The organism is Stenotrophomonas sp. C-A, from assembly GCF_054030835.1.
Map to the genome: position 1 here is coordinate 669,737 of NZ_CM132916.1, position 26,456 is coordinate 696,192.

General features: G+C 66.6%; 22 protein-coding genes, 1 other RNA gene and 1 pseudogene. 19 read left to right on the forward strand and 5 right to left on the reverse strand.

Annotated features, from left to right (window positions below; translation table 11 throughout):
* Positions 1-54 precede the first annotated feature (54 nt).
* Positions 55-831 carry a nucleotidyl transferase AbiEii/AbiGii toxin family protein gene (locus tag ACW5IY_RS02985; protein WP_457326964.1) on the reverse strand — a complete coding sequence of 259 codons (777 nt, stop codon included), beginning with the start codon at positions 829-831 and terminating at the stop codon, positions 55-57.
* 89 nt (positions 832-920) lie between these two features.
* Positions 921-1,580 carry a type IV toxin-antitoxin system AbiEi family antitoxin domain-containing protein gene (locus tag ACW5IY_RS02990; protein WP_239682835.1) on the reverse strand — a complete coding sequence of 220 codons (660 nt, stop codon included), beginning with the start codon at positions 1,578-1,580 and terminating at the stop codon, positions 921-923.
* A 194-nt stretch (positions 1,581-1,774) separates the two neighbouring features.
* Between ACW5IY_RS02990 and rnpB the strand changes: the two genes are divergently transcribed.
* Positions 1,775-2,126: RNase P RNA component class A (gene rnpB, locus ACW5IY_RS02995), an RNA gene on the forward strand.
* A gap of 89 nt (positions 2,127-2,215) precedes the next feature.
* On the opposite strand, the gene ACW5IY_RS03000 is transcribed toward rnpB, so the two are convergent.
* Together ACW5IY_RS03000 and ACW5IY_RS03005 are read right to left on the reverse strand one after the other, a co-directional pair.
* A complete protein-coding gene (locus tag ACW5IY_RS03000) occupies positions 2,216-2,695 on the reverse strand; it encodes a DM13 domain-containing protein (protein ID WP_010481944.1) in 480 nt (159 codons plus the stop codon).
* Between the two features lie 101 nt (positions 2,696-2,796).
* Positions 2,797-3,549, reverse strand: a complete 753-nt coding sequence (locus ACW5IY_RS03005; RefSeq protein ID WP_049435623.1) for an NRDE family protein — start codon at positions 3,547-3,549, stop codon at positions 2,797-2,799.
* 368 nt (positions 3,550-3,917) lie between these two features.
* Between ACW5IY_RS03005 and ACW5IY_RS03010 the strand changes: the two genes are divergently transcribed.
* The 15 genes and pseudogenes from ACW5IY_RS03010 (at position 3,918) to lpxC (ending at position 20,709) form a co-directional block, all read left to right on the forward strand.
* Complete coding sequence (locus tag ACW5IY_RS03010; RefSeq protein WP_008266948.1) at positions 3,918-4,319, forward strand: division/cell wall cluster transcriptional repressor MraZ; 402 nt, start codon at positions 3,918-3,920, stop codon at positions 4,317-4,319.
* 14 nt (positions 4,320-4,333) lie between these two features.
* A complete protein-coding gene (rsmH, locus tag ACW5IY_RS03015; RefSeq protein WP_049435622.1) occupies positions 4,334-5,302 on the forward strand; it encodes a 16S rRNA (cytosine(1402)-N(4))-methyltransferase RsmH in 969 nt (322 codons plus the stop codon).
* Positions 5,299-5,562 carry a cell division protein FtsL gene (ftsL, locus tag ACW5IY_RS03020; RefSeq protein WP_005412242.1) on the forward strand — a complete coding sequence of 88 codons (264 nt, stop codon included), beginning with the start codon at positions 5,299-5,301 and terminating at the stop codon, positions 5,560-5,562. The genes rsmH and ftsL overlap by 4 nt, the downstream gene beginning before the upstream one ends.
* The gene (locus ACW5IY_RS03025; RefSeq protein WP_049435621.1) at positions 5,559-7,403 is read left to right on the forward strand and encodes a peptidoglycan D,D-transpeptidase FtsI family protein; all 1,845 of its coding nucleotides are present in this window, start codon (positions 5,559-5,561) and stop codon (positions 7,401-7,403) included. Before ftsL ends, ACW5IY_RS03025 begins: the two co-directional genes overlap by 4 nt.
* Entirely contained in the window at positions 7,400-8,908 is a 1,509-nt protein-coding gene (locus ACW5IY_RS03030) for a UDP-N-acetylmuramoyl-L-alanyl-D-glutamate--2,6-diaminopimelate ligase (RefSeq protein ID WP_029379787.1), read from the forward strand. The genes ACW5IY_RS03025 and ACW5IY_RS03030 overlap by 4 nt, the downstream gene beginning before the upstream one ends.
* Positions 8,905-10,299: a UDP-N-acetylmuramoyl-tripeptide--D-alanyl-D-alanine ligase gene (locus ACW5IY_RS03035; protein WP_049435619.1), complete on the forward strand. Its 1,395-nt coding sequence runs from the start codon at positions 8,905-8,907 to the stop codon at positions 10,297-10,299. The genes ACW5IY_RS03030 and ACW5IY_RS03035 overlap by 4 nt, the downstream gene beginning before the upstream one ends.
* Complete coding sequence (gene mraY, locus ACW5IY_RS03040) at positions 10,289-11,374, forward strand: phospho-N-acetylmuramoyl-pentapeptide-transferase (protein WP_010481929.1); 1,086 nt, start codon at positions 10,289-10,291, stop codon at positions 11,372-11,374. The genes ACW5IY_RS03035 and mraY overlap by 11 nt, the downstream gene beginning before the upstream one ends.
* A gap of 1 nt (position 11,375) precedes the next feature.
* Positions 11,376-12,695 (forward strand): putative lipid II flippase FtsW, encoded by a 1,320-nt coding sequence (gene ftsW, locus ACW5IY_RS03045; protein ID WP_049435618.1) that lies wholly within the window; start codon positions 11,376-11,378, stop codon positions 12,693-12,695.
* The gene (murG, locus tag ACW5IY_RS03050) at positions 12,692-13,777 is read left to right on the forward strand and encodes an undecaprenyldiphospho-muramoylpentapeptide beta-N-acetylglucosaminyltransferase (protein ID WP_049435617.1); all 1,086 of its coding nucleotides are present in this window, start codon (positions 12,692-12,694) and stop codon (positions 13,775-13,777) included. The genes ftsW and murG overlap by 4 nt, the downstream gene beginning before the upstream one ends.
* A gap of 40 nt (positions 13,778-13,817) precedes the next feature.
* A complete protein-coding gene (gene murC / locus ACW5IY_RS03055; RefSeq protein ID WP_010481926.1) occupies positions 13,818-15,254 on the forward strand; it encodes a UDP-N-acetylmuramate--L-alanine ligase in 1,437 nt (478 codons plus the stop codon).
* Positions 15,251-16,213, forward strand: a complete 963-nt coding sequence (locus ACW5IY_RS03060) for a D-alanine--D-alanine ligase (protein WP_049435615.1) — start codon at positions 15,251-15,253, stop codon at positions 16,211-16,213. The genes murC and ACW5IY_RS03060 overlap by 4 nt, the downstream gene beginning before the upstream one ends.
* A pseudogene (locus ACW5IY_RS03065) lies at positions 16,210-16,887 on the forward strand (cell division protein FtsQ/DivIB); the annotation flags it as partial. The gene ACW5IY_RS03060 and the pseudogene ACW5IY_RS03065, both read left to right, overlap by 4 nt.
* A 68-nt stretch (positions 16,888-16,955) precedes the next feature.
* On the forward strand, positions 16,956-18,191 hold the full coding sequence (ftsA, locus tag ACW5IY_RS03070; RefSeq protein ID WP_005408083.1) for a cell division protein FtsA: 1,236 nt from the start codon (positions 16,956-16,958) through the stop codon (positions 18,189-18,191).
* A gap of 178 nt (positions 18,192-18,369) precedes the next feature.
* A complete protein-coding gene (ftsZ, locus tag ACW5IY_RS03075; RefSeq protein ID WP_043397963.1) occupies positions 18,370-19,605 on the forward strand; it encodes a cell division protein FtsZ in 1,236 nt (411 codons plus the stop codon).
* A 192-nt stretch (positions 19,606-19,797) separates the two neighbouring features.
* Complete coding sequence (gene lpxC / locus ACW5IY_RS03080; protein WP_005408085.1) at positions 19,798-20,709, forward strand: UDP-3-O-acyl-N-acetylglucosamine deacetylase; 912 nt, start codon at positions 19,798-19,800, stop codon at positions 20,707-20,709.
* A 282-nt stretch (positions 20,710-20,991) separates the two neighbouring features.
* Here the strand turns inward: lpxC and ACW5IY_RS03085 are convergent, their stop codons facing one another.
* A complete protein-coding gene (locus ACW5IY_RS03085; RefSeq protein ID WP_049435612.1) occupies positions 20,992-21,441 on the reverse strand; it encodes a DciA family protein in 450 nt (149 codons plus the stop codon).
* 12 nt (positions 21,442-21,453) lie between these two features.
* On the opposite strand from ACW5IY_RS03085, the gene ACW5IY_RS03090 reads away from it, so the two are divergent.
* The 3 genes from ACW5IY_RS03090 to ACW5IY_RS03100 all read left to right on the forward strand — a co-directional run bounded on the left by ACW5IY_RS03090 (position 21,454) and on the right by ACW5IY_RS03100 (position 26,450).
* Positions 21,454-22,410: a M23 family metallopeptidase gene (locus ACW5IY_RS03090; RefSeq protein WP_049435611.1), complete on the forward strand. Its 957-nt coding sequence runs from the start codon at positions 21,454-21,456 to the stop codon at positions 22,408-22,410.
* 237 nt (positions 22,411-22,647) lie between these two features.
* On the forward strand, positions 22,648-25,380 hold the full coding sequence (gene secA, locus ACW5IY_RS03095) for a preprotein translocase subunit SecA (RefSeq protein ID WP_049435610.1): 2,733 nt from the start codon (positions 22,648-22,650) through the stop codon (positions 25,378-25,380).
* A 113-nt stretch (positions 25,381-25,493) separates the two neighbouring features.
* A complete protein-coding gene (locus tag ACW5IY_RS03100; RefSeq protein WP_049435609.1) occupies positions 25,494-26,450 on the forward strand; it encodes a Nudix family hydrolase in 957 nt (318 codons plus the stop codon).
* Positions 26,451-26,456 lie beyond the last annotated feature (6 nt).

A 26,456-nucleotide genomic window follows, 5' to 3' on the forward strand; every position in this document is an offset into this window, starting at 1 on the left:
GCGGCAGGGGCTGCACCCACCCGGGCGGAACCGATAGCGCCAGGCCATGCGGCGTCAGGACTGTACGGTTGTGTCGAGGGTGTCCAGATACTCGGCAATCTCGGCAATCACCGAAGAGAGATCCGGCGCGATCAGGCGATTCCTGCGCAGGAAGGCGCGCCACTGGGTCTGCTTCTGGGTATCTGCGGCGAACGACTGAGTCAGTCCGTAGGGCAAGGGCGTCGGCGCCGGGGTCCTTCGTCGATCAAACGTCGCGCCAATGGCCGCAACAAGGTGCGGGCGATCCATGGCGTCTTCGCGGACCAGTGCCAGCAAGTCGAAGAAGTCCTTCATCCTGCTGTTGGCGACGCCCAGTGCCGCAATGGCCTCCAGCTTTTCGGCAAACACGGTCTCGCGTGGATAGACGCGCAGGAAGGGTGCGGGAAAGTCATCCAGCATTACCGGGTAGGCGATTTCCTGCGGTGGGGGAGTCACCGCATCGCCAAACCCCACGTCCCACTGTACGTGGCAGCGCGAGCGGCCAAGATGTGCGGTCAGGCGCATTCGCAGCCCCTCATACTCCGCTTCTTCGCGGGTGGCCTCGATGGCGATGCTGCCTGGGTCGAAGCACAGGCCGTCGTCGTCCGGTATTGCGCAGAGCGACCGTGCGATGTGCAGCAGATGGTCGGGATCTGCAGTGCCGAATCGTAGAAAGTCTGCATCGCGTGTGGGGCGATGGGGCATGTCAAACCACACGGCGAACAACATGGCGCCCTTCAGCAGGAACTGATCGCGGTATCGGGAAGTGGAGAGACGGTAGAGCAGGCGCTCAACGGCGAACCTGTCCAGCACGAACTGGAAGTCCTCGCCTCGGCTGCGCGCGCCATCGAGCAGCCGTTGCCGGATGGAAGCAACGCGCTGGGGGAGTGGTGGAGAGTGGGTCACGCCAGGGCATCGAGGTACGGTCTCATCAGTCTGGCAACGCGACAGATCCGCGCATACTTCATCAGCGCATCCGGCGTGGTCGCACGGTTGTGAAGCGCGTCACGCAGGGCTTCAAGTGCGACATCAAGTCCTACGAGATTGCGGAACTTGAAACAATCGACGACGGTTTTCGCTACATTGCTGACGTATATGAGGCGTCTGCCTACGCGACGTTCTTCCAGCCCCGCATTGAGGGTCGTTGCCGACATGCGGACCACACGAAGGGGCGGCCAATCGATCCGCGGAGCGCGGTCGCTGTTGCCGATGGAGACCCAGCGTTCGAATGGCGCCTGGGTGGTCAGGCCATGCAGGCGCAGGGCACTCAACAGGCATAGACGGGGGTGCGGCAGGCGTTCTGCGATGACCCGCAGCCCATCATCGGTGTCATCGCTGTTTCTTTCCGCCAACGTGTAGACGCCACGGGACAACCGGATGAGTGCACCTGCCTCGACCAGGCGGGTCAGTTGGGTGCGGGCGATCCCCGCGGTCACCAGTTCGCGGGCGCGCAGGGTGCCTGCGCGTCGCAATAGCTTTCGTGCCTTGGCCTCAGCGTTTCCCATGACGGCATTGTTCCATAACGTCGGGTGTTTTGAATATCGACCGACAAAAAGGAACATCGCCGGCTACGGCGAGTGGATGGTGCGGACCAAGGTCCGCACCCACCAGAACGGAATCCGCACCCACCAGAGCAGCGGGATCGGCATCCCCGGGGCAGCGCGATCGGTAGATCCACGCCATGCGTGGATGGATGAACCGCACGTCGCGATCAGCGCGGCAGGAAGGGCGTGCGTAGGCTAGAATATGCGCTGGCGGAGCCGGCCAGACAGTCGCGTCATCCCTTCGGGGGTGCCGAGGAAAGTCCGGGCTCCATAGGGCAAGGTGCCAGGTAACGCCTGGGCGGCGCAAGCCGACGGAAAGTGCAACAGAAAGATACCGCCTACGTCTTCTTCGGAAGGCCGGTAAGGGTGAAATGGTGCGGTAAGAGCGCACCGCGAGTCTGGCAACAGACCGGCACGGCAAACCCCACCTGGAGCAAGACCAAATAGGGATCCTTTGGCGCGGCCCGCGTTGGATCCGGGTAGGTTGCTTGAGCGTTGCGGTGACGTAACGCCTAGAGGAATGACTGTCCACGACAGAACCCGGCTTATCGGCCGGCTCCGCCTCTTTCTTACGGTAAACCGAGCATGGCTCGGCTCTACAGTAGAGCCGAGCCATGCTCGGTTGCTCTCCGCCCAGATGCTTGGGGTGTTGTTCAACCCGGCGTACGGTACTGCCCGGCCGAAATGAACTGCTCGAAGCGCTCGCACCACACCACCACGGTGGTGTAGTCGTCCACGTTGACGCTTTCAGGCACGTCCACCAGGAACCGGTTGAAGGTCTTCACTTCGCCGATGCGCTGGGCCTGTGCCTTGATCTTCAGGAAATCGGCCTTGTTGTCGACGAAGTCGCGCACGAGGTAGACCTTGTAGTCCGGCCCCGGGCCCATCTTGCCGTCGAACGCGACCTGGCGTGGGCTGACGCTGACCTTGCCGTCGGCCCAGTGCACGGCGTCGCTGCCCTTGAGGTCGCGACGAAAGGTGGTGTGGTAACGGGCGTCGCCCATCGCCGCCTGTACCTGCGCGACCGGCGGGTCGTCGGGAGCGATCAGGATCGGCAGCAGGTAGATGCCCAGGCCGAAGCCCAGGCCGAGGGCGAGCAGGTGGGTGACGACAAGTACGAGAACACGGCGCATCGATGACTCCCTGTGGATCGGTGAGGCGCGCGGCAGAACCGCGCCGGGTCATCGTGTGGCGTGCGTGCAGACATTTATAGACACAGAAAACAGGTACAGGGTCAGAAATCGACCTGACTCTGGCCGAGGGCGCCACCCTGCGGGCCGAAGCGACGCTCGTGGATCTGGCCGTGGCCATCGGCATCGATCAGCAGCACCGTGCTGGCGCGGGTGCCGTAGTCGTCGCCACGAATGAAGGCCGGGCTCAGCCAGCGCTCGCGTTCCAATCCGATGCCGGTGTCGGGCAGGTCGCTGTCGGCGGGGCGATGTTCGTCGGCCAGAGCGGCCCAGAGCGCGGTCAGGTCCTCATCGCCGGCCTCCAACCAGGCTTCAAGCGCAGCCATCAGCCGCCGCGTCTTCGGCCACGGCGCGTCCAGCGCGCCGTTGGACATGCCATGTACGCCGGGGCCCAGGCGCTGGCGCTCGGCCGGGTGGTTACCCAGGTACTCCAGGCTGTCGCCATCGGCCAGCAACAGGTTGAATGGCGCGTAGGCGGCGGCCACCGTTGCCAGTCGGTCGATATGCACGGCGGCCGGGTCGCGGCCGCGCAGGAAGTCGGCCACCAGCGCGCCCCGTGAAGGACCGGTCTGGGCGGCCAGCGGATCGCGGACATTGGTGACCACCGCCATGCGGCCGCCGGCACCGACGCCGGCCCAGCCACCGCCGGAGCGCAGGTCGCGCCCCCCGATGACGGAGGTCTCATCTTGCCAGGGGGCCAGCGCCGCCGTCGGGCGGGCGTGGAACTCATCACGGTTGCCGGTCATCACCAGCCGCCAGCGCGGGTGGTGCATCCAGCCAAGAGCGAGCAGGCACATGGCTTCATTGTGCACGGTTTGCGCAGTCTGGCGCCGCTTCCGGCCCGTTTTGGATGAATGCGCGGGCGATGTTTCACGCGCTGTCCACAGCCCTGAACTTCCGTTCAATCTCAAAAATTGAGACGGATCAGCAACTTGTGGATAAGCCTTGAACAATTCTCTAAAGGTTGTTGCAAGCCATTGATGCGGCTGGCGATTTCCCCGCTGAAAAGTTGTTGACAACCCTTCGGCCGCTGCTAAGGTGGGCATCAGAGGGAAATCCGGGTGTTTTGTGGGTTTTCGTGGTTCAATGTTTCACCGGGCGAAGGATAGGTGCACGCGTCGTGTTCCAGGGCGAGACGGCCATCACAGTTGACGATAAAGGGCGCATGGCGGTTCCCACCGCTTACCGCGACCTCGTCGCGCGCGCCAGCAACAACCGTCTCGTGCTGACCTACAACCCGTTCGAAGCCGGCTGCCTGTGGCTGTATGCAGAGTCGGAATGGGAGCGGGTCCGCGACGACGTCATGTCCAAGCCCAACACCCAGCGCGTCGTGCGCCTGTTGCAGCAGAAGCTGGTCGGCTCGGCCGCCCATCTGGAGCTGGACGGCAACGGTCGCATCAGCATCCCCGCCAGCCACCGCGGTGCGGTGGGCATTGAGAAGAAGGCGGTATTGCTCGGTATGGGCGACAAGTTCGAATTGTGGAGCGAGCAGGCGCATCGGGCCCTGATCCAGCAGACGTTGTCTGACGAGGATCTGGGTGATGGGTTGCTCGACCTGAAGTTGTGAGCCGGGGTGCCCGGATGCGCCCAGAAGCGCAGGCCGGTCACCTTCCGGTGTCGCAGTCGCCGGCGGTGCACCTGCCGGTCCTGTACACCCAGGTCATCGAAGGCCTGAGGGTGATCGAAAACGGACGTTATCTGGATGGCACGTTCGGTCGTGGCGGTCATGCACGTGGCGTGCTCACCCAGCTTGGTCCCGAGGGGCGCCTGCTGGTCATGGACAAGGATCCGGAAGCCATCGCCGTTGCCGAGCGCGATTTCGCGCCGGACCCGCGCGTGTCCATCTTCCGTGGCAGCTTCGCCCAGCTGCTGCAGTGGGATGCGACGGCCGAGGGCCTGGACGGCGTGCTGTTCGACCTGGGTGTGTCGTCGCCGCAGCTGGACGTGGCCGAGCGGGGTTTCAGCTTCGGCAAGGACGGCCCGCTGGACATGCGCATGGACCCGGACAGCGGTGAAAGCGCCGCGCAGTGGATCAACCGCGTGGAAGACCGCGAAATTGCCGACGTGCTGTGGACCTACGGCGAAGAACGCCAGAGCCGCCGCATCGCCCGCGCCATCGTGGCCCGCCGCGAGAAGCAGCCGTTCACCCGCACCGCCGAACTGGCCGAGCTGATCGCCTCGGTGATGCCGCGTGGGAAAGACAAGATCCACCCGGCCACGCGCAGCTTCCAGGCCATCCGCATCCACATCAACCGCGAGCTGGCCGATCTGGAAGCCGGGCTCGATGCGGCAGTGGAACGGCTCAAGCCCGGTGGCCGCCTGGCGGTGATCAGCTTCCATTCGCTGGAAGACCGCATCGTCAAGCAGTACATGAACCGCCTGGCCAAGGCGCCGCCGGCCAACCGCCGCCTGCCCGAAGCGCAGGTGTTCGTGCCGACGCTGGACCTGATTGGCGGTGCCATCAAGGCCACCGACGAAGAGCTGGCCGCCAACCCGCGCGCCCGCAGCGCCGTGCTGCGCGTGGCCCAGAAGCGGGGGGCCGACGCATGAGCCGGCTGCTGCTGATCATCCTGCTGGCTTCCACCGTGGCCTCGGCGATCGGCGTCGTGTTCGTGCGCCACCGTCACCGGCAGACGTTCATCGAGTTGTCGCGCGCCGAGCGCAAGCGCGATGACATCAATCTGGAATTCGGCCGCCTGCAGCTGGAGCAGGCCACGCTGGCCGAAGCCAACCGTGTCGATCGCATCGCCCGCGAGAAGCTCGGCATGAAGTTCCCCGAGGCCGCCGACATCGTGGTGGTGCGGCCATGAGCAAGACCGGCCGCAACCGCCCGCGCAACGCCTTCAACCTGCGCCAGCGCCTGCGCTGGGTCGCGCTGGCGCTCGGCCTGTGCTCGGTGTCGCTGGTCGGTCGTGCCGCCTACGTGCAGATCATCAACAGCGACTTCTACCAGCGCCAGGGCGAGGCCCGTTACCTGCGCGAGCTGCCGATCAAGACCTCGCGCGGCATGATCACCGACCGCAACGGCGAGCCGCTGGCGGTGTCCACCCCGGTCGCCTCGATCTGGGTCAATCCGCAGGACCTGCTGCGTTCGCCCGAGCGCATTCCGGAGCTGGCCCAGGCGGTCGGCATGTCGGTGGACGAGCTGAGCAGCCGCCTGTCGCAGAAGTCGGACAAGGAATTCATGTACCTGCGCCGCCGGATCAATCCGGACGAGGCGGAAAAGGTGGTCGCGCTGAAGATTCCGGGCGTGGCCGCGCAGCGCGAGTTCCGCCGCTTCTACCCGCAGGGTGAGGCGATGGCGCACGTGCTGGGCTTCACCAACATCGACGACCGCGGCCAGGAAGGCCTGGAGCTGGCGTTCGACGAATGGCTGCGCGGCAAGGCCGGTGCCAAGCGGGTCATCCGCAACCGCAAGGGCGAGACCGTCGAAAGCGATCTGCTGCGCGCTGCTGAACCGGGCAAGGACCTGACCCTCAGCATCGATCGCCGCATCCAGTACCTGGCGTTCAAGGAACTGCGCAACGCGCTGGTGGCCAACAAGGCGGCCGGCGGTTCGATGGTGATCATGGACGTGACCACCGGCGAGATCCTGGCCATGGTCAACCTGCCGACCTACAACCCGAATTCGGTGGGTGGTGCGGCTCCGGACACCCGCCGCAACCGCGCGGTGACCGACCTGGTCGAGCCGGGTTCGACGATGAAGCCGCTGACCATCGCCACCGCGCTGCAGGCGGGTGCGGTGACCAAGGACACCATCATCGATACCAACCCGGGTTACATGACCCTGGGCCGCTTCACCATCCGCGACGTGCCGCGCAACAACGGCGTGTTGAACGTGACCGGCGTGATCACCCGCAGTTCGAACGTGGGCGCGGCCAAGGTTGCGGCGAAGATGCCGGACCAGGTGTTCTATGACGGCGTGCGCCGCTTCGGTTACGGCTCGGTACCGCACAGCGGTTTCCCGGGTGAGTCCGGTGGCGTGGTGCTGCGCCCGGCACGCTGGTCGGGCACCACCAAGACCACGATGTCCTACGGCTACGGCCTGAACGTGACGCCGCTGCAGATCGCTACCGCTTATTCGGCACTGGCGAACGGCGGTCGTCTGATCGCGCCGACCTTCGTCAAGGGCCAGCGCAATGAAGGCCAGCAGATCATCGACGAGAACGTCGCCAGGCAGGTGGTGGCGATGATGGAAACGGTGGTCACCCAGGGCGGCGCCAAGCAGGCGGCGGTGCTGGGTTACCGCGTGGCCGGCAAGACCGGTACCGCGCGAAAGGCCGGTCCGGGCGGCTACGAGCGCGGTCACTACAACGCGCTGTTCGCCGGCGTGGTGCCGGCCACCAACCCGCGCTTCGCCACCGTCATCGTCATCAACGACCCGCAGGCCGGCAAGTTCTACGGCGGCCTGGTGTCGGCGCCGGTCTACCACAACGTGATGGAAGGCACCCTGCGCCTGATGGACGTGCCGCTGGACGACCTGCAGTCGTGGCTGGCCGCGCAGCAGTCCGGCAAGGTCGGCCACTCGGCCTCGATCCTGCCCGCGCCGCCGGCCGAAGCCGCGCTGCCGGCCGATGCCGCCGCTGAATTCGATGCTGCGCTGCCCAGCGCGCATGCCCAGACGCCCCCCGCTACGGGAGGCACGCAATGAGTCCTTCGATGTTGCTTTCGCAGTTGCTTCCGGACGTGGCCCTGGCGGGCCATGATCCCGTTCTGACCGGCCTGGTGCTGGACAGCCGCGCCGTGCGCCCCGGCAATGCCTTCGTCGCCATCGCCGGTTTCGGCGCCCATGGCCTGGGCTTTGTCGAGCAGGCCCGTGCGGCCGGCGCGGGCGCCATCCTGTTCGAACCGCCGGCGCCCGCCGAACTGCCGGCCCCGGCCGATGCGATCGCGGTACCGGGCCTGCGTGCGCGCATGGGCGCGATGGCCGACCAGTTCCATGGCGCACCGTCGCGGGCGATGGCGATGGTCGGCGTGACCGGCACCAACGGCAAGACTTCCACCGTGCAGCTGCTGGCCCAGGCCTGGCACCTGCTCGGCACGCCCAGTGGCAGTATCGGCACGCTGGGCGCCGGACTTTATGGTGCAGTTGAACCGACCGGCTTCACCACGCCGCTGGTGCTGCAGATGCACGCGCTGTTGGCGCAGCTGCGCGACGCCGGTGCGCGCGCGGTGGCGATGGAAGTCAGCTCGCACGCGCTGGACCAGGGCCGCGTCGACGCCGTGCACTACGACGTGGCGGTGTTCACCAACCTCACCCGCGACCATCTGGATTATCACGGCGACATGGCCAGCTATGGCGCGGCCAAGGCGCGGCTGTTCCATCGTCCGGGCCTGAAGGCCGCGGTGATCAATCTTGACGACGCCTTCGGCCGCCAGCTGTTTGCCGGCCTGCCGGCGGGCGTGCAGCCGATCGGACTGAGCTCGCGTGGTGCCAGCGATGCCAGCGTGCGCGCTGAAGCGCTGCAGCTGGATGGCCGAGGCATTGCCTTCGAACTGGTCATCGACGGCCAACGTGCTGCAGTGCAGTCGCCGCTGCTGGGCCGCTTCAACGTGGACAACCTGCTGGCCGTGGCCGGTACCCTGCATGCACAGGGCCAGCCGCTGCCGCGCATCGCTGAAGTGCTGTCGGCGCTGCAGCCGATCCGTGGCCGCATGAACCGCCTCGGCGGCGAAGACGGCCTGCCGACCGTGGTGGTCGATTACGCACATACCCCGGACGCGCTGGAACAGGCATTGGACAGCCTGCACGGCCACCTGCACGGCGCGCTGTTCTGCGTGTTCGGCTGCGGTGGCGAGCGCGATACCGGCAAGCGTCCGCAGATGGCCGCGATCGCCGAGCGCCTGGCCAACCAGGTCATCGTCACCGACGACAACCCGCGTGGCGAGGATGGCGACGTGATCGTGGCCGACATCCTGGCGGGCTTCCAGAATGCCGATGCCGTGACCGTGCAGCGCAGCCGCGCGCGTGCGATCGGCCTGGCGGTGAAGCGCGCCGGTGCCGGCGACATCATCCTGATTGCCGGCAAGGGCCACGAGCCATACCAGGAAGTAAATGGCGTACGCCATGACTTCGACGACACCGAAGTGGCCGCCGCTGCGTTGGCTGCCAAGGCCGGTGTTCTGAGCTCGCAGGCCGGGGAGGGCATCGCATGAAGCGCACCCTGCTTTCGCTGATCGCACACTGGGCCGGCGGCGAGATCCACGGCGACGACGTGGCCATCGATGCGGTCAGCAATGACACCCGCAGCCTCGGTCCGGGCAGCCTGTATGTGGCGCTGCGCGGCGAGCGTTTTGACGGCCATGATTTCGCCGCCGACGCACAGGCGCGCGGTGCCAGTGCGCTGCTGGTCGAGCGCCTGCTGCCGATCGAGCTGCCGCAGGTGCTGGTGGCCGACAGTGAACTGGCGCTGGCGAAGATCGCCACCGGCATGCAGCGTGACCGCGGCACCGAGGTGTTCGCGATCACCGGCAGCAACGGCAAGACCAGCGTGAAGAGCCTGCTGCTGTCGATCCTGCAGCAGATGGCACAGCACGCGCACAAGGTGGTCTACGCCAACCCGGGCAACCGCAACAACGAGATCGGCCTGCCGCTGGCGGTGATCGATGCACCGGAAGATGCCGACTACGCCGTCTACGAGATGGGCGCCGGCAAGCCGGGCGACATTGCCTACCTGACCGACATCGCCCGCCCGCGCTATGCGCTGGTCAACAACATTGCCCCGGCGCACCTGGAACGCATGGGCAGCCTGCTCGGCGTGGCGGTGACCAAGGGCGCGATCTATGCCGCATTGCCGGCCGATGGTGTGGCGGTGATCAACGCCGACGATGCCTACGGCCGCTGGTTCGAACAGCATTTCGTCGGCACTCTGCCGCGCTGCCGCGTGCTGCGCTATGGCCTGGAACATACCGCCGACGTGACCGCGCGCGACATCCGCGCCGGTGCGCAGGGCAGCCAGTTCACCCTGGTTTCGCCGGCCGGCGAAGCGCGCGTGGTGCTCGGCCTTCCGGGTCGCCACAACGTCAGCAATGCGCTGGCCGCTGCCAGCCTGGCGCTGGCCGCTGGTGTCGATCTGGCGCTGATTGCGGCCGGCCTGGCCGAAGCGCAGCCGGTGCCGGGCCGCCAGATCGCCCATCAGCTGCGCAACGGCGCGGTGCTGGTGGACGACAGCTACAACGCCAATCCCGGTTCGCTGGCTGCGGCCATCGACGCCCTGGTCGCGGCGCCAGAAGAGGGCTGGCTGGTGCTGGGCGACATGCGCGAGCTGGGTCCGGACGCCGAGGCACTGCACGCGCAGGCGGGGCTCCGCGCGCGCGCTGCTGGCCTCAAGCGCCTGTATGCGCTGGGCCCGCTCAGCGCCGCTGCCGCCACTGCCTTCGGCGAAGGCGGCCGTCATTTCGCCACCCATGACGCGCTATCGCAGGCGCTGAAGGACGAGCTGCACGCCGGCGTGCGCTGCCTGGTCAAGGGTTCCCGTGGCAGCGCCATGGACACGATTGTCAAAGCGCTGCTGGCGCAAGGAGAGGAATCCCCGCATGTTGTATGAACTGGCTCGATGGTTGCAGCAGTTGGAGAGCCTGTTCGGGCTGTTCAACTACCAGACGTTCCGCGCCATCCTTGCCGCGCTGACGGCCCTGTTCCTGTCGCTGTGGCTTGGCCCGGCGATGATCCGCAAGCTTGCCCAGTTCAAGGGCGGCCAGCCGATCCGCAAGGACGGTCCGCAGACCCATTTCTCCAAGGCCGGTACGCCGACCATGGGCGGTTCGCTGATCCTGCTCACCATCACCTTGTCGGTGCTGATGTGGGCCGACCTGCGTAACCGCTACGTGTGGCTGGTGCTGGCGGTGATGCTGTGCTTCGGCGCCATCGGCTGGTACGACGACTGGATCAAGATCGTCCGCCGCGACCCGAACGGCCTGAAGTCGCGCTGGAAGTACCTGCTGCAGTCGATCTTCGGCCTGGCCGCGGGCCTGTTCCTGTTCTACACGGCCGACGTGCCGGCGGCGCTGACCTTCTACATCCCGATGTTCAAGTCGATCGCGCTGCCGCTGGCCGGCATCGGCTTCGTGGCCATCGCCTACTTCTGGATCGTCGGCTTCTCCAACGCGGTGAACCTGACCGACGGCCTGGACGGCCTGGCGATCATGCCGACCGTGCTGGTGGCCTGCGCGCTGGGTGTGTTCGCCTACGCCTCGGGCAACGTGGTGTTCGCCAACTACCTGCAGATCCCGCAGATCCCGGGCGCCGGCGAGCTGGTCATCATCTGCGCGGCCATCGCCGGTGCGGGCCTGGGCTTCCTGTGGTTCAACACCTATCCGGCCATGGTGTTCATGGGCGACATCGGTGCACTGGCGCTGGGTGCGGTGCTGGGCACGATCGCGGTGATCACCCGCCAGGAACTGGTGCTGGTGATCATGGGCGGTGTGTTCGTCATCGAAACGCTGTCGGTGATGATCCAGGTCGCCTCGTTCAAGCTGACCGGCAAGCGCGTGTTCCGCATGGCGCCGATCCATCACCACTTCGAACTGAAGGGCTGGCCGGAGCCGCGCGTGATCGTGCGCTTCTGGATCATCTCCGTCGTGCTCGTGCTGATCGGCCTGGCTACGTTGAAGGTGCGCTGAGATGAACGACCTGTCCCGCCAGGCAACACGCCTTGAAGCCATCGAAGGCAGCTACGACAAGTGGCTGCTGGGCGCGATCATCGCGCTCACGGGCATTGGCGTGGTGATGGTGGCGTCCAGTTCGATCGCGCTGATGAGCAGCCCGTTCTACTACCTCAACCGCCACCTGATCTTCCTGGCGGTGGGCATCGTGCTGGCAGTCGTTGCCGCCCGCACTGAACTGAAGTCCATCGAGCAGTACAACCAGATGCTGCTGCTGGGCTGCTTCGTGCTGCTGCTGGCGGTGTTCGCACCGGGCCTGGGCAGCACGGTCAACGGCGCACGCCGCTGGATCAACCTGGGCATCTCCAAGTTCCAGACGGTGGAAGCGGTGAAGGTGCTCTACATCGTCTGGCTGTCCAGCTACCTGGTGCGTTTCCGCGACGAGGTCAACGCGACCTGGCCGGCGATGCTCAAGCCGTTGGGCGTGGCCGGTGCGCTGGTGCTGTTGCTGCTGCTGCAGCCGGACTTCGGTTCGTCCACCCTGCTGCTGGCGATCACCGCCGGCATGCTGGTGCTGGGCGGTGTGAACATGCCGCGCATGTCGATGCCGGTGATCATCGGCCTGGTCGGCATGAGTGCGCTGGCGATCATCGAGCCGTACCGCATGCGCCGCATCACCTCCTTCCTGGACCCGTGGGCCGACCAGCAGGGCGACGGCTACCAGCTGTCCAACGCGCTGATGGCGGTGGGCCGTGGCGAGTGGACCGGCGTCGGCCTGGGCAACTCGGTGCAGAAGCTGTACTACCTGCCTGAAGCGCACACCGACTTCATCTTCTCGGTCACCGCCGAGGAATTCGGCTTCCTGGGCACCTGCGTGATCGTGGCGCTGTACGCGCTGCTGGTCGGCCGCACCTTCTGGCTGGGCATGCGCTGCGTGGAAATGAAGCGCCACTTCTCCGGCTATATCGCCTTCGGCATCGGCCTGTGGATCAGCATGCAGACCTTCGTCTCGATCGGCGTGAACCTGGGCATCCTGCCGACCAAGGGCCTGACCCTGCCGCTGATCTCTTCCGGTGGTTCGTCGGTGCTGATGACCTGCGTGGCGATGGGCCTGCTGCTGCGCGTGTCCTATGAGCTCAAGCGCGCCGAGCGCCGCCAGGCCGTGCGCATCGGCGGCGCCGAAGACGCCGCTGCCGAGCCGAGCGACGCGCCGGTCGCGCCGGTGGCCTCCAGCGTACCGATGAGCGCCGAGCCGGTGGCTGCCGCTGCGCCGAACGCTGCGCGTGGCACCAGCCGCCTGCAGTCGCGCATCGAACCGACCTTCGGGAGGCTGTCATGAGCAGCGCTTCCAACGTGCGCCCGGTGATGATCCTGGCCGGTGGCACCGGCGGTCACATCTTCCCCGGCCTGGCCGTGGCCCGGGTGCTGCGCCAGCGCGGCGTGCCGGTCACCTGGATGGGCGCCGACGGTGCGATGGAAACGCGCCTGGTGCCGCAGCACGACATTCCAATCGACACGCTGGCCATCACCGGCCTGCGCGGCAAGGGCAAGCTGGCCCTGCTGGGCGCGCCGTGGCGGCTGATGCGCGCGCTGCGCGCGGCCGGCATGATCATCCGCAAGCGCCAGCCGCGTGCGGTGGTCGCCTTCGGTGGCTTTGCCTCTGGCCCCGGTGGCATGGCCACCCGCCTGCACGGCCTGCCGCTGCTGGTGCACGAACAGAATCGCGCGCCCGGCATGACCAACCGCATCCTGTCGCGCTATGCGCGCCGGTTGCTGACCGGTTTCCCGGGTACCTTCGCCAAGGGCGAGGAGTTCGTCGGTAACCCGGTACGTGCGGAGATCGCCGCCATCGCACCGCCGGAACAGCGATTCGCCGACCGCCATGGCCCGCTGCGCGTGCTGGTGGTCGGTGGCAGCCAGGGCGCGCGTGCGCTCAACACCGGCGTGCCGCAGGCGATTGCTGCGCTGGGCACGAGCGTGCCGGTGCAGGTGCGCCACCAGAGCGGCGAGAAGCTGCATGCCGAAGCGGTCGAGGCGTATGCCAAGGCCGGCGTGCAGGCTGAAATCACCCCGTTCATCGCGAACATGGCCGAAGCCTTCGCCTGGGCCGATCTGGTCGTGTGCCGTGCCGGCGCGTCGACGCTGGCCGAGCTGTGCGCGGTCGGTGTCGGCAGCGTGCTGGTGCCATTCCCTGCCGCCGTCGACGATCACCAGACCCGCAATGCGGAGTTCCTGGTCGAGCGTGGCGCGGCGGTTTTGCTGAAGCAGGACGGAACGCTGGCCGACGGCATTGCCGCACTGCTGCGCGATCTGTCCGAAAATCCCGCCCGCCGCATGCAGATGGCGCAAGCCGCGCGTGCCCTGGCCAAGGTCGATGCCGCCGAGCGCATCGCCGATATCATTCTTGAGGAAGCTGTATGAAGAAGGCATGCCACCGCGCCTGCCCTGCGCGAGGCCGCGCATGATCCGCCGCCTGCACGATACCAACGACCTGGTGCGCGCATTCCCGCGCGTGCATTTCGTCGGCATCGGCGGCACCGGCATGAGCGGTATCGCCGAAGTGATGCTGACGCTGGGCTATGAAGTGTCCGGTTCGGACAACGCCGACAACGTGGCGACCCGCCGCCTGGCCAGCCTGGGTGCGCGCATCATGCGCGGCCACTCGGCGGCCAACGTGCTGGGCACCGACTGCGTGGTGGTCTCCAGCGCCATCCGCGAAGACAACCCGGAACTGATGGAAGCGCGCAGCCAGCGCATTCCGATCATGCCGCGCGCAGCGATGCTGGCCGAACTGATGCGTTTCCGCCGTGGCATCGCCGTGGCCGGTACCCATGGCAAGACCACCACCACCAGCCTCACCGCTGCGGTGCTGAGCGAAGGTGGCCTGGACCCGACCTTCGTGATCGGTGGCCAGCTGCTGGCCGCCGGCGCCAACGCCAAGCTGGGCGGTGGGCAGTGGCTGGTGGCTGAGGCCGACGAAAGCGATGGCAGCTTCCTGCGCCTGAATCCGCTGATGTCGATCATCACCAACATCGATGCCGATCATCTGGAGAACTACGGCAACGACTTCGCCCGCGTGCAGGCGGCGTTCGCCGAGTTCCTGCAGCGCCTGCCGTTCTACGGCCTGGCGGTGCTGTGCATCGACGACCCGGAAGTGGCTGCACTGGCCGCCAAGACCCCGCGCCACGTGATGAGCTACGGCATGAGCCCGCAGGCCGACGTGCGCGCCGAGAACGTGGTGCAGGAAGGCTCGCGCATGCGCTTCACCCTGCGCCTGCCGCAGGGCACCAGCCAGGAAGTGGTGCTGGCGCTGCCCGGCAAGCACAACGTGCTGAACGCGCTGGCCGCCGCTGCAGTGGGCTGGCAGCTGGGCGTGGCCCCGGATGCCATCGCACGCGCGCTGGAAGCCTTTGCCGGTGTCGGCCGTCGCTTCAACGATCTGGGCGAAGTGACCACCGCCAGCGGTGCCAAGGTCCGCATCATCGACGACTACGGTCATCACCCGAGCGAGCTGGAAGCCGTGTTCGCCGCCGCCCGCGGTGGCTGGGCCGACAAGCGCCTGGTGGTGGCCTTCCAGCCGCACCGCTACAGCCGTACCCGCGACCAGTTCGACAAGTTCGCCGCGGTGCTGTCCAGTGTCGACGCGCTGGTGCTGAGCGAGGTCTACCCGGCCGGTGAAGAGCCGATTGCCGGTGCCGATTCGCACGCGCTGGCCCGTGCCATCCGTGCGCGCGGCCGCAGCGAGCCGGTGGTGGTGGGCAAGGCTGCCGAACTGGCCAGCGTGCTGCCGGACGTGCTGCAGGACGGCGACCTGCTGCTGATGATGGGGGCGGGCGACATCGGCGCCGTGGCCACCCACATCGCGGTGGAAGGCTTCAAGGGGGAGGGCGAGGCGTGAGCACCCTGACCTTCCCGCCGCTGCACGTGACCGACCCGGCCCGCTTCGGCCGCGTCGCCGTGCTGCTCGGTGGCACCTCCAGCGAACGCGAGGTATCGCTGGATTCCGGCCGCAACGTGCTCGAAGCCCTGCAGTCACGCGGCGTCGATGCGTTTGCCGTGGACGGCATCCCGGCGCTGGCCAAGGCGCTGGCCGCCGGCGGCATCGATCGCGTGTTCAACATCCTGCATGGCCACAACGGTGGTGGTGAGGACGGCATCGTGCAGGGCCTGATGGACGCCTTCGGCGTGCCGTACACCGGCTCGAACGTGCTGGGCTCGGCGCTGAGCATGGACAAGATCCGCACCAAGCAGGTGTGGCTGTCGCTGGGCCTGCCGACCCCGCAGTACCGCAAGGTCACTGCCGAGGACGTGCACGCCAATGCCGCCGAACTGGGCCTGCCGGTAGTGGTTAAGCCGGCCAACGAAGGTTCCAGCGTGGGCATCAGCCGGGTGACCGATGATGCCGGCCTGGATGAGGCCGTGGCGCTGGCCGCGCGCTACGACGGCCAGCTGCTGATGGAACAGATGGTGGTCGGCGACGAACTGACCGTGGCCATCCTCGGTGACGTCGCGCTGCCGTCGATCCGCATCGTGCCCAAGGGCCAGTGGTACGACTACAACGCCAAGTACATCGCCGAGGACACCCAGTACCTGTGCCCGGGCCTGGACGGTGGCGACGAAGAAGAAATCCGGCGCATCGCACTGGCCGCGTTCCGTGCCGCCGGTTGCCGTGGCTGGGGCCGCGTGGACGTGATGCGTGACCGCAGCAGCGGCCGCTTCTTCCTGCTGGAAGTGAACACCGCGCCGGGCATGACCAGCCATTCGCTGGTGCCCAAGGCCGCGGGCCAGGCCGGCATCAGCTTCGAAGAGCTGGTGTGGCGCGTGCTGGAACAGACCCTGGAGGCCTCGCACGCATGAACGCGGTGCTGCGCATCTTCGTCTGGCTGTTGGCGCTGTCGGTGGTTGCACTGCCGGTGGTGGCCGTGGTCAATGGCTGGGTCGGCGCCGAGCGCTGGCCGCTGGCGAAGCTGCGCGTGCATGGTGAGTTCAAGCGGGTGCCGGCCGAGCAGCTGCAGCAGGTGCTGCTGCCGTATGCGCACGCGGGTTTCTTCGCGGTCAAGCTGCAGGACGCGCAGGACGCGCTGGAACAGCTGCCGTGGGTGGAAAGCGCGCAGGTGCGCAAGCAGTGGCCGGACGTGCTGGAAGTGACCCTGGTCGAGCACAAGCCGTTCGCACGCTGGGGCAGCGACCGCCTGGTTTCCGAGCAGGGCAAGTTGTTCCCCACGCCGAAGAAGCTGGCCGATCTGGCGCTGCCCGAACTGGATGGCCCGGACAGCCAGACCGAAGAAGTGATGAAGCTGTACAGCGACTCGCGTGCATTGTTCGCACCGGCCGGCGTCGATGTGCGCCGGGTGACGATGGATGCACGCGGCAGCTGGTCGCTGGTGCTGAGCAACGGCACCGAAGTGGTGGTCGGCCGTGACGACGCGCGCTCGCGCATGCAGCGCTTCGTCAAGGTGCTGCCGCAGCTGAACCGCCAGGACGCGCCGATCGAGCGCGCCGACCTCCGTTACACCAATGGTTTCACGCTGAGCTGGGGTACCCCGGCCACGCCGGCGAAAACGCCGGCGACCCCAGCCAGCAGGACGCAGGAAAGGACATGAATCGCAAGGGTGACAAATCGCTGATCGTTGGCCTGGACATCGGCACCTCCAAGGTGGTGGCGCTGGTGGGCGAGTATTCGCCGGGCAACCCGATCGAAGTGATCGGCATCGGCTCGCACGAGTCGCGCGGTTTGAAGCGCGGCGTGGTGGTGGACATCGAATCGACCGTGCAGTCGATCCAGCGCGCGGTGGAAGAAGCCGAGCTGATGGCCGGCTGCGAGATCCGCTCGGTGTACGCCTCGATCTCCGGCAACCACGTGCAGTGCAAGAACTCGCCGGGCATCGTGCCGATCCGCGACGGGGAAGTGACCTGGGGTGACCTGGATCGCGTGCTCGATGCGGCCAAGGCGGTGGCGATTCCGGCCGACCAGAAGATCCTGCATGCGATCCCGCGCGAGTACGTGCTGGACGATTCGCAGGAAGGCATCCGCAATCCGGTCGGCATGACCGGCGTGCGCCTGGAGGTGCACGCGCACCTGGTGGTGTGCGCGCAGTCGGCCGCGGCCAACATCAGCAAGTGCGTGCAGCGCTGCGGCCTGCAGGTGGATGACCTGGTGCTGTCCTCGCTGGCCTCCAGCGTGGCGGTGCTGACCGCCGACGAGCGCGAGCTGGGCGTGGTGCTGGTCGACATGGGCGCCGGCACCACCGACATCGCGGTGTTCGTGCAGGGTGCGATCTGCCACACCGCCTCGCTGCCGATCGCTGGTGACCACGTGACCAACGACATCGCGCACATGCTGCGCACGCCGACCCCGGAAGCCGAGCAGATCAAGGTGCGCTACGCCTGCGCCCTGGCCCAGCTGGCCACCGCCGAGGAAAGCATCCAGGTGCCGTCGGTGGGCGACCGCCCGCCGCGTCGCATGCCGCGCCACTCGCTCGCGCAGGCGGTGCAGGGTCGTTACGAGGAGATCTTCGAGATGGTGCAGGCCGAACTGCGCCGCTCCGGCTTCGAGGAACTGGTGCGCGCCGGCATGGTGCTGACCGGTGGCGCTTCGAAGATGGAAGGCGTGGTCGAGCTGGCCGAGGAAATGCTGCAGATGCCGGTGCGCGTGGGCATTCCGCAGCACGTCACCGGCCTCGGCGAAGTGGTGGGCAACCCGGTGCATGCCACCGGCGTGGGCCTGCTGCTGATGGGCAGCCAGATCGAGCATCCGCGCCGGCCGTCGCTGCCGACCGGGCGCGCTGGAAGCATGTTCAAGAAACTCAAGACCTGGTTCCGCGGCGAGTTCTGACGCGGAACCCGTAATACTGGGCCTGGCCCGGTCGCAGTACCCGCAGTACCCGCATCACAACGCAACACCGGCAACACACAACCCACACAGCCGCAACGTTGGCATGCAGCAGGACGGCAGGACGGCAGGACGCCCGAATGCCCATGCCAGCCAAAGCGGATACAACGAGGACACGGACATGGCGCATTTTGAACTGATCGAAAAGATGGCACCCAATGCGGTGATCAAGGTGGTTGGCGTGGGCGGCGGCGGCGGCAATGCCGTGGCGCACATGGTCAACTCGGCGGTGGATGGCGTGGAATTCATCACCGCCAACACCGACTCGCAGGCCATCAAGAATTGTGGTGCCAAGCTGCAGCTGCAGCTGGGTACCAACGTGACCAAGGGCCTGGGCGCAGGCGCGAATCCGGAAGTTGGCCGCCAGGCCGCGCTGGAAGACCGTGAGCGCATCATGGACGCGCTGCAGGGCGCGGACATGGTCTTCATCACCGCCGGCATGGGCGGTGGCACCGGCACCGGCGCGGCACCGGTGGTGGCACAGCTGGCCAAGGAAATGGGCATCCTGACCGTGGCCGTGGTCACCAAGCCGTTCCCGTTCGAAGGCCGTCGCCGCATGCAGGTGGCGCTGAAGGGCATCGAGGAACTGAGCCAGCACTGCGACTCGCTGATCACCATCCCGAACGAGAAGCTGATCACCGTGCTGGGCCGCAACGCGACCATGATCCAGGCCTTCCGTGCCGCCAACGACGTGCTGCAGGGCGCCGTGCAGGGCATCGCCGACCTGATCGTGCGTCCGGGCCTGATCAACGTCGACTTCGCCGACGTGCGCACCGTCATGTCCGAAATGGGCCTGGCGATGATGGGTACCGGCACCGCCCGTGGTGATGACCGTGCCCAGGCCGCTGCCGAAGCCGCGATCCAGAACCCGCTGCTGGACGATGTGAACCTGGCCGGTGCCAACGGCATCCTGGTCAACATCACCGCCGGCGCCGACTTCACCATGGCCGAGTTCGACGAGATCGGCCGCACCATCGATGGCTTCGCTTCCGAAGACGCCACCGTGGTGGTCGGTACCGTGCTGGATCCGGACATGCAGGACGAAGTGCGCGTGACCGTGGTCGCTACCGGCCTGAACCGCGTGTCGGCCAGCAAGACCCAGCGTCCGGGCGAGCGTGCGCCGATCAAGCTGGTCCGCAATGCCACCACCGGCCAGCCGGAATTCGGTGACTTCGACAACGGCGGCGACGCTGTGTCCAAGGCCGTCGGTGGCATGGGCCTGGGCCTGCGTCGTGCCAGCAGCGATACCGCGGCGGCTTCGGCCCCGTCGGCCCCGGCGGCTTCGGCACCGGCGGCGGCGGAACTGCCGAACGACTACCTGGACATCCCGGCGTTCCTGCGCCGCCAGGCGGACTGAGCGGGGCGGCCCGGGGTTGTCCTCCCCGGGTTGCGCCACCATGTCCTGAAAACGCGGGCGCCGGGCCAGGATGGGCCCGGCCGCCCTGCTTCATGTGCGTCCCATTGGCGCGCCGGTGTGTCCTGCCTGCCTTTCAGCCGGGGTAGGGGACCGTGCGTGTTAATCTAATGTGTCACTTCCGGTCCATCCCCCATGATCCAGCAACGCACCCTCAAGAACACGATCCGCGCCACCGGCGTTGGCCTGCACAGCGGTGACAAGGTCTACATGACCCTGCGCCCGGCACCGGTCAACCATGGCATCGTGTTCCGCCGCGTGGACCTGGACCCGGTGGTGGAAGTGCCGGCCAAGGCCGAGCTGGTCACCGAAGTGACCCTGTGCACCGGCCTGACCTGCAACGACGCCAAGATCCAGACCGTCGAACACCTGATGTCGGCGCTGGCCGGCCTGGGTGTGGACAACATCATCGTCGAACTGTCCTCGGCCGAGCTGCCGATCATGGACGGTTCGGCCGGCCCGTTCGTGTTCCTGCTGCAGTCGGCGGGCATCGTGGAACAGGATGCGCCCAAGCGCTTCATCCGCGTGCTGAAGACCGTGGAAGTGACCGAGGGCGACAAGGTGGCCCGCTTCAGCCCGTACGAGGGCTACAAGCTGGGCTTCACCATCCAGTTCGATCACCCGATGATCCCGGCCAAGCAGTCGCGCCAGGAAATCGAGTTCTCGACGCTGGCCTACACCAAGGAAATCTCCCGCGCGCGCACCTTCGGTTTCATGCGCGACCTGGAATACATGCGCGAGCGCAACCTGGGCCTGGGCGGTTCGATGGACAACGCCATCGTGCTGGACGAGTTCCGCGTGCTCAACGAAGACGGCCTGCGCTACGCCGACGAATTCGTGCGCCACAAAATCCTCGACGCGATCGGCGACCTTTATCTGGCCGGTGGCCAGGTGCTGGGTGCCTACGAGGGCTTCAAGTCGGGTCACGCCCTCAACAACAAGCTGGTGCGCGCGCTGATGGCCGACGCTACCGCCTGGGAATGGGTCAGCTTCGACTCGCCGGCCACGCCGGATCCGGTGGAATATGCCACTCCGGCCTACGCCTGATTCCTGCAGGTTGTTGAATTGAAAGACAAAAACGCCGCCTTCCAGGGCGGCGTTGTCGTTTCAGGTGTCTTCGTCGCATTCAGCATGCTTGACGCGCGTCAAGGCCGGTTCGAGGTCACGGTTTTGTGAACCTGTTGGATCGGAAGCCTGAATTTAACGTAGTTTTAACAACAATCTAACGACAGGCCCCCGGATGGCAGCTAGGATGCGACCCGGCCCCCGAAATGTTTCACGCCGTGGTGACACGTGCGACGGGGAGCGGAGCCGGATGCTCCGTTGTCGTCAGGACCGCTTCTTCGGCTTCGAAGGAACGTCCTGCAGGCAAGCCAAGGCGTCGCGTAGCCCTTTGTGCGTGGCGGCTGAAACTGCGTGGGGTCCATTCCGGTTGTCGAGCGCTGGGGAGTGCGTGGGAGTGGGAGACGCAGTCTTGATGGTCACCTTGGTGGCCTTCAGCCCGATGGAACGGGCCGCGTCGAGCAACTGGGCTTCGGCAAGCCGCAACTTGGCATGCCAGACCGGGGACTCGACGAGAAAAACGAGGTGTTCCCCGTCCACATTGGCCAGCCGGCAACGGCTGCGCAGAGGTGGCGGCAACTGGGGGCGCAACTGACGGTCCAGCGCGTCGAGCCACAAGGCACGCCGCAGCGGGTTCCCGCTTTTGTCCGCCATCACCGCATCCAGCGCCGGCTTCGGCACTGACGCGGGGCGAACGCTGGATTTCGGCTCAGACATGAAAACTCACTGATGGCATTCAAAAAGATCGTAATCAAAACGCGTGAAGGACAGGCCAAATCGTCGCCCATCGCGCGTTTGCGGTTCTATTTCGAGGACCGCCCCCGCGCCCTGCTGGGCAGCGTGCTCGGGGTAGGCTGCATTATCGGCCTTGCTGGCGGCATTGGCGCCAGCGCGCTGAATGATTCCCGGCTGCAGGCCAAGGTCGAGCGCCAGGATGCGGAGTTGGCCAAGGTCAAGCGCGATGCGCAGACCCAGGTCAACGCGCTGGCGGCCCGCCTCGGCGAGCTGCAGGCCCAGGCCACCCGCCTCAACGCCCTCGGCGAACGGCTGACCCAGATGGGCAAGCTGGAAGACGGCGAGTTCGACTTCAACGAGACCCCCGGTCTCGGTGACGGTGACGCAGGCGGCCCGACCAGCGACATCCCGGTCAAGGACGTCAACGCCGACTTACAGGTGCTGGAGCAGCGCTTCGCTGCTTCAGGCCGCCAGTTGTCGGTAATGGAATCACTGATGTTCGACCACCAGCTGCAGCAGAACGCCGTGCCCTCGCGCATGCCGATCCGCAACAGCTATGTGACCTCTGGTTTCGGCACCCGTGCCGACCCGTTCGGCCGCGGTGCCGCCACCCACAAGGGCATGGACTTCCACGCCAAGGTCGGTGACCCGGTGATGGCCGTGGCCGAAGGCGTGGTCAGCTTCTCCGGCGTCAAGGGCGGCTACGGCAACGTGGTCGACGTCGACCACGGTAACGGCTACGTCACCCGCTATGCGCACAATTCGCGCCTGGTGGTGAAGGTCGGCGACCTGGTCCGTGCCGGGCAGGAAGTGGCCAAGGCCGGTTCCACCGGTCGTTCGACCGGCGCCCACGTGCACTTCGAGGTGTGGGAGAACGGAAACGTGGTCAACCCGCGCAAGTTCCTCGGCGACGGCGGCAACACGCCGGTCGGCCGCGTCAGCCGCGGCTGATCCCCGGTCCGGGGGCGGATCCCATTCGCCGTGGCGAAAGGGATCCGACCCCGCATTCGTGTTTCTTTGCCGAATCCGGGGCGATCGCGACCGGATCGACGCTTGAAACCTCAGCCGGCCGTCCCAAGCTACAATGGGTGTTGCCATCGACAGGGCGCCAGGCGCCCTGTTTCGTTTGCGGCGGACGGATCCCAAGGGGGAGGCCGGGCGTCGTGTCCATCCAACCCGGTTCCTTCAATGATCAACAGCCTGCTTACCCGCGTATTTGGCAGTCGTAACGAACGACAGCTGCGCCAGCTCAACCGCATCGTCGCCAAGATCAATGCGCTGGAGCCGGAGATCGAGAAGCTTTCCGACGAGCAGCTTCAGGCCAAGACGCCGGAGTTCAAGCAGCGCATCGCCGATGGTGAAGCCCTGGACAAGGTGCTGCCGGAAGCGTTCGCGGTCTGCCGCGAAGCCGGTCGCCGCGTGCTGGGCATGCGCCACTACGACGTGCAGCTGATCGGCGGCATGGTGCTTCACCTGGGCAAGATCGCAGAAATGCGCACCGGTGAAGGCAAGACCCTGGTGGCGACCCTGCCGGTGTACCTCAACGCGCTGGAAGGCAAGGGCGTGCACGTGGTCACCGTGAACGACTACCTGGCGCGCCGTGACGCCGCGCAGATGGGCAAGCTGTACAACTGGCTGGGCCTGAGCGTGGGCGTGGTGTACCCGGGCATGCCGCACAGCGACAAGCGCGAAGCCTACGCCTCGGACATCACCTACGGCACCAACAACGAATTCGGTTTCGACTACCTGCGCGACAACATGGCGCTGTCCAAGGCCGACCGCTACCAGCGCGGCCTGCACTACGCCATCGTCGACGAAGTCGACTCCATCCTGATCGACGAAGCGCGTACCCCGCTGATCATCTCCGGCCCGGCCGATGATTCCCCGGAGCTGTACATCCGCGTCAACCGCGTCGTGCCGAACCTGGTCAAGCAGGAAGTGGAAGACGGCGAGGGCGACTTCTGGGTCGACGAGAAGGGCAAGCAGGTGCACCTGTCCGAAGCGGGCATGGAGCACGCCGAGCAGCTGCTGGTCGAGGCCGGCATCCTCGACGGCGAGACCGAAGGCCTGTACGCGCCGCAGAACCTGACCGTGGTCCACCACCTCAACGCCGCACTGCGCGCGCACGCGATCTACCAGCGTGACGTGGACTACATCGTGCGCGATGGCGAAGTGGTCATCGTCGATGAGTTCACCGGCCGCACCCTGTCCGGCCGCCGCTGGTCCGATGGCCTGCACCAGGCCGTGGAAGCGAAGGAAGGCGTGCCGGTCCAGCGCGAGAACCAGACGCTGGCGAGCATCACCTTCCAGAACCTGTTCCGCATGTACAAGAAGCTGTCCGGCATGACCGGTACGGCCGATACCGAAGCCTTCGAGTTCCAGAGCATCTACGGCCTGGAAGTGGTGGTGATTCCGACCAACCGCCCGACCATCCGCAAGGACAGCCCGGACCAGGTGTTCCTCAACCGCAAGGGCAAGTTCAATGCGGTGCTGGCCGACATCGAAGAGTGCGCCAAGCGTGGCCAGCCGGTGCTGGTGGGTACCACCTCGATCGAAACCTCGGAAATGCTGTCCGAGCACTTGCGCAAGGCGGGCGTGAAGCACGAAGTGCTCAACGCCAAGCAGCATGACCGCGAAGCGACCATCGTCGCCAATGCCGGCCGTCCGGCGGCCGTGACCATTGCCACCAACATGGCCGGCCGTGGTACCGACATCGTTCTGGGCGGTTCGCTGGAAGCGGAAATCCACGAGCTGGGCGAAGGTGCCACCGACGAGCAGAAGGCCGCGGTCAAGGCCGAATGGCAGAAGCGCCACGAGGCCGTCAAGGCTGCCGGCGGCCTGCACATCGTCGGTACCGAACGCCATGAATCGCGCCGTATCGACAACCAGCTGCGTGGCCGTTCGGGCCGCCAGGGTGACCCGGGTTCGTCCCGCTTCTACCTGTCGCTGGAAGACAACCTGATGCGCATCTTCGCCTCTGACTGGGTGCAGAAGGCCATGCGCATGATGGGCATGAAGGAAGACGACGTCATCGAAGACCGCCTGGTCAGCCGCCAGATCGAGAAGGCGCAGCGCAAGGTCGAGGCCCACAACTTCGACATCCGCAAGAACCTGCTGGACTTCGACGACGTCAACAACGACCAGCGCAAGGTGATCTACGCCCAGCGCGACGAACTGCTGGACGCCGAGTCGGTGAAGGACAACGTCGACGGCATCCGCGACGACGTGATCTTCGACGTGGTGGCCCGCTTCGTGCCGCCGAACTCGATCGACGAGCAGTGGGACCTGCGTGGCCTGGAAGCGACCCTGGAGTCGGACTTCGGCCTGCAGATGTCGCTGACCGACCTGGTCAAGTCGCACGAAGAGCTGGACGCCGAAGCCATCGCCGCCAAGGTGCAGGAGCGCGTCAACCAGCACTTCGCCGAGAAGGAAGCCGGCGTGGGCGAAGAGACCATGCGCGCACTGGAGAAGCACGTGATGCTGACCGTGCTGGACCAGAGCTGGAAGGAGCACCTGGCCCGCATGGATTACCTGCGCCAGGGCATCTACCTGCGTGGTTACGCGCAGAAGCAGCCGAAGCAGGAGTACAAGAAGGAAGCCTTCGAACTGTTCTCGGACATGCTGGAGAACGTCAAGCGCGAAGTGGTGACCCTGCTGTCGCGCGTGCGCATCCGCAGCGACGAGGAAGTGCAGGCGCTGGAAGCGGCAGAACGCCAGCAGGCCGAAGCCCGCCTGAGCCAGTCGCAGTTCCAGCACCAGGACGTGGGCGGCTACAGCGCCGACGAGGAAGCCGCGCAGGTGCAGGCTGCCCAGCAGGGCATCGCACAGGTGCAGCGCGACGAGCCGAAGATCGGCCGCAACGATCCATGCCCGTGCGGCAGTGGCAAGAAGTACAAGCACTGCCACGGCCAGCTGAGCTGACCCCGAAGAGCCCCGCGAAAGCGGGGCTCTTCTTTTAGGGCGGCTGTTTCGCAGGGCTGATCCGGCCCGATCCGAGATTGCGCGGGCCGCCCTGTTCTGGGCATGCTTCCTCCATGCCTTCCCCCACCCGATCGATCCACGTTGTGGCCGCCGTCATCACCGACGCCCGTGGCCGCGTGCTGCTCAACCGCCGTACCGAGAACCGCGACATGGCCGGCCTGTGGGAGTTCCCCGGCGGCAAGCGCGAATCCGGCGAGACCTCCGAACAGGCGCTGGTGCGCGAGCTGCGCGAGGAACTGGGCATCGAGGCCGATATCGGCGAGTGGCTGATGGACGTGCCGCAGCGCTATCCGGACAAGCATCTGACCCTGGAGGTGCGCCACGTGCGCAGCTGGAAGGGAACCCCCCGGGGCCGTGAAGGGCAGGCCATTACCTGGGTGGCGCCGGACAAGCTGGGCTGCTATTCAATGCCACCGGCAGACCTGCCGGTGGTGGCCGCCCTGCGCCAGCCTGACAGCTACCTGATCACCCCGGCGCCGGCGGATGATGAGGGCGGCATGCAGCATTGGCACGAACAGCTGCAGCGCGCGGTGGCCGCGGGCCAGCAGCGCATCCAGCTGCGCTTGCCGACGGCGCATCCGCAGCGCCAGGCGATGGTCGAGCAGGCCCTGCGCGCGCATCGTCGCAGCGGGGTGCAGTGGCTGCTCAACCGCGATATCGAGCTGGCACGCGCACTGGGCGTGGGCGTGCATCTGGGCAGCGAGCAGCTGCTGGAGCTGTCGCAGCGTCCGCTGCCCGAAGGCCAGCTGGTGGCCGCGTCCTGCCATGACCTGCAGCAGCTGCAGGCCGCACAGCAGTTGGGCTGCGACTTCGCCGTGCTGGGTCCGGTGCAGGCCACGGCCAGCCATCCCGATGCCGTGCCGCTGGGCTGGGATGCCTTCGCCGAGCTGCGTGCGCAGGTGTCACTGCCGATCTACGCGCTGGGTGGCATGGGTAGTGGCCACATCAGTGAGGCGCGTCGCCATGGTGGGCAGGGCATCGCCGCCATTCGTGCGCTGTGGCCGGCGTGATGTCAG

What these genes read in the sequence shown, in the direction of transcription:
- ACW5IY_RS02990 (WP_239682835.1), bottom strand. Translation starts at nt 1,580, where the DNA reads ATGTTCCTTTTTGTCGGTCGATATTCAAAACACCCGACGTTATGGAAC.
- ACW5IY_RS03000 (WP_010481944.1), bottom strand. Translation starts at nt 2,695, where the DNA reads ATGCGCCGTGTTCTCGTACTTGTCGTCACCCACCTGCTCGCCCTCGGC.
- ACW5IY_RS03005 (WP_049435623.1), bottom strand. Translation starts at nt 3,549, where the DNA reads ATGTGCCTGCTCGCTCTTGGCTGGATGCACCACCCGCGCTGGCGGCTG.
- ACW5IY_RS03010 (WP_008266948.1), top strand. Translation starts at nt 3,918, where the DNA reads ATGGCGGTTCCCACCGCTTACCGCGACCTCGTCGCGCGCGCCAGCAAC.
- rsmH (WP_049435622.1), top strand. Translation starts at nt 4,334, where the DNA reads ATGCGCCCAGAAGCGCAGGCCGGTCACCTTCCGGTGTCGCAGTCGCCG.
- ftsL (WP_005412242.1), top strand. Translation starts at nt 5,299, where the DNA reads ATGAGCCGGCTGCTGCTGATCATCCTGCTGGCTTCCACCGTGGCCTCG.
- ACW5IY_RS03025 (WP_049435621.1), top strand. Translation starts at nt 5,559, where the DNA reads ATGAGCAAGACCGGCCGCAACCGCCCGCGCAACGCCTTCAACCTGCGC.
- ACW5IY_RS03030 (WP_029379787.1), top strand. Translation starts at nt 7,400, where the DNA reads ATGAGTCCTTCGATGTTGCTTTCGCAGTTGCTTCCGGACGTGGCCCTG.
- ACW5IY_RS03035 (WP_049435619.1), top strand. Translation starts at nt 8,905, where the DNA reads ATGAAGCGCACCCTGCTTTCGCTGATCGCACACTGGGCCGGCGGCGAG.
- mraY (WP_010481929.1), top strand. Translation starts at nt 10,289, where the DNA reads ATGTTGTATGAACTGGCTCGATGGTTGCAGCAGTTGGAGAGCCTGTTC.
- ftsW (WP_049435618.1), top strand. Translation starts at nt 11,376, where the DNA reads ATGAACGACCTGTCCCGCCAGGCAACACGCCTTGAAGCCATCGAAGGC.
- murG (WP_049435617.1), top strand. Translation starts at nt 12,692, where the DNA reads ATGAGCAGCGCTTCCAACGTGCGCCCGGTGATGATCCTGGCCGGTGGC.
- murC (WP_010481926.1), top strand. Translation starts at nt 13,818, where the DNA reads ATGATCCGCCGCCTGCACGATACCAACGACCTGGTGCGCGCATTCCCG.
- ftsA (WP_005408083.1), top strand. Translation starts at nt 16,956, where the DNA reads ATGAATCGCAAGGGTGACAAATCGCTGATCGTTGGCCTGGACATCGGC.
- ftsZ (WP_043397963.1), top strand. Translation starts at nt 18,370, where the DNA reads ATGGCGCATTTTGAACTGATCGAAAAGATGGCACCCAATGCGGTGATC.
- lpxC (WP_005408085.1), top strand. Translation starts at nt 19,798, where the DNA reads ATGATCCAGCAACGCACCCTCAAGAACACGATCCGCGCCACCGGCGTT.
- ACW5IY_RS03085 (WP_049435612.1), bottom strand. Translation starts at nt 21,441, where the DNA reads ATGTCTGAGCCGAAATCCAGCGTTCGCCCCGCGTCAGTGCCGAAGCCG.
- ACW5IY_RS03090 (WP_049435611.1), top strand. Translation starts at nt 21,454, where the DNA reads ATGGCATTCAAAAAGATCGTAATCAAAACGCGTGAAGGACAGGCCAAA.
- secA (WP_049435610.1), top strand. Translation starts at nt 22,648, where the DNA reads ATGATCAACAGCCTGCTTACCCGCGTATTTGGCAGTCGTAACGAACGA.
- ACW5IY_RS03100 (WP_049435609.1), top strand. Translation starts at nt 25,494, where the DNA reads ATGCCTTCCCCCACCCGATCGATCCACGTTGTGGCCGCCGTCATCACC.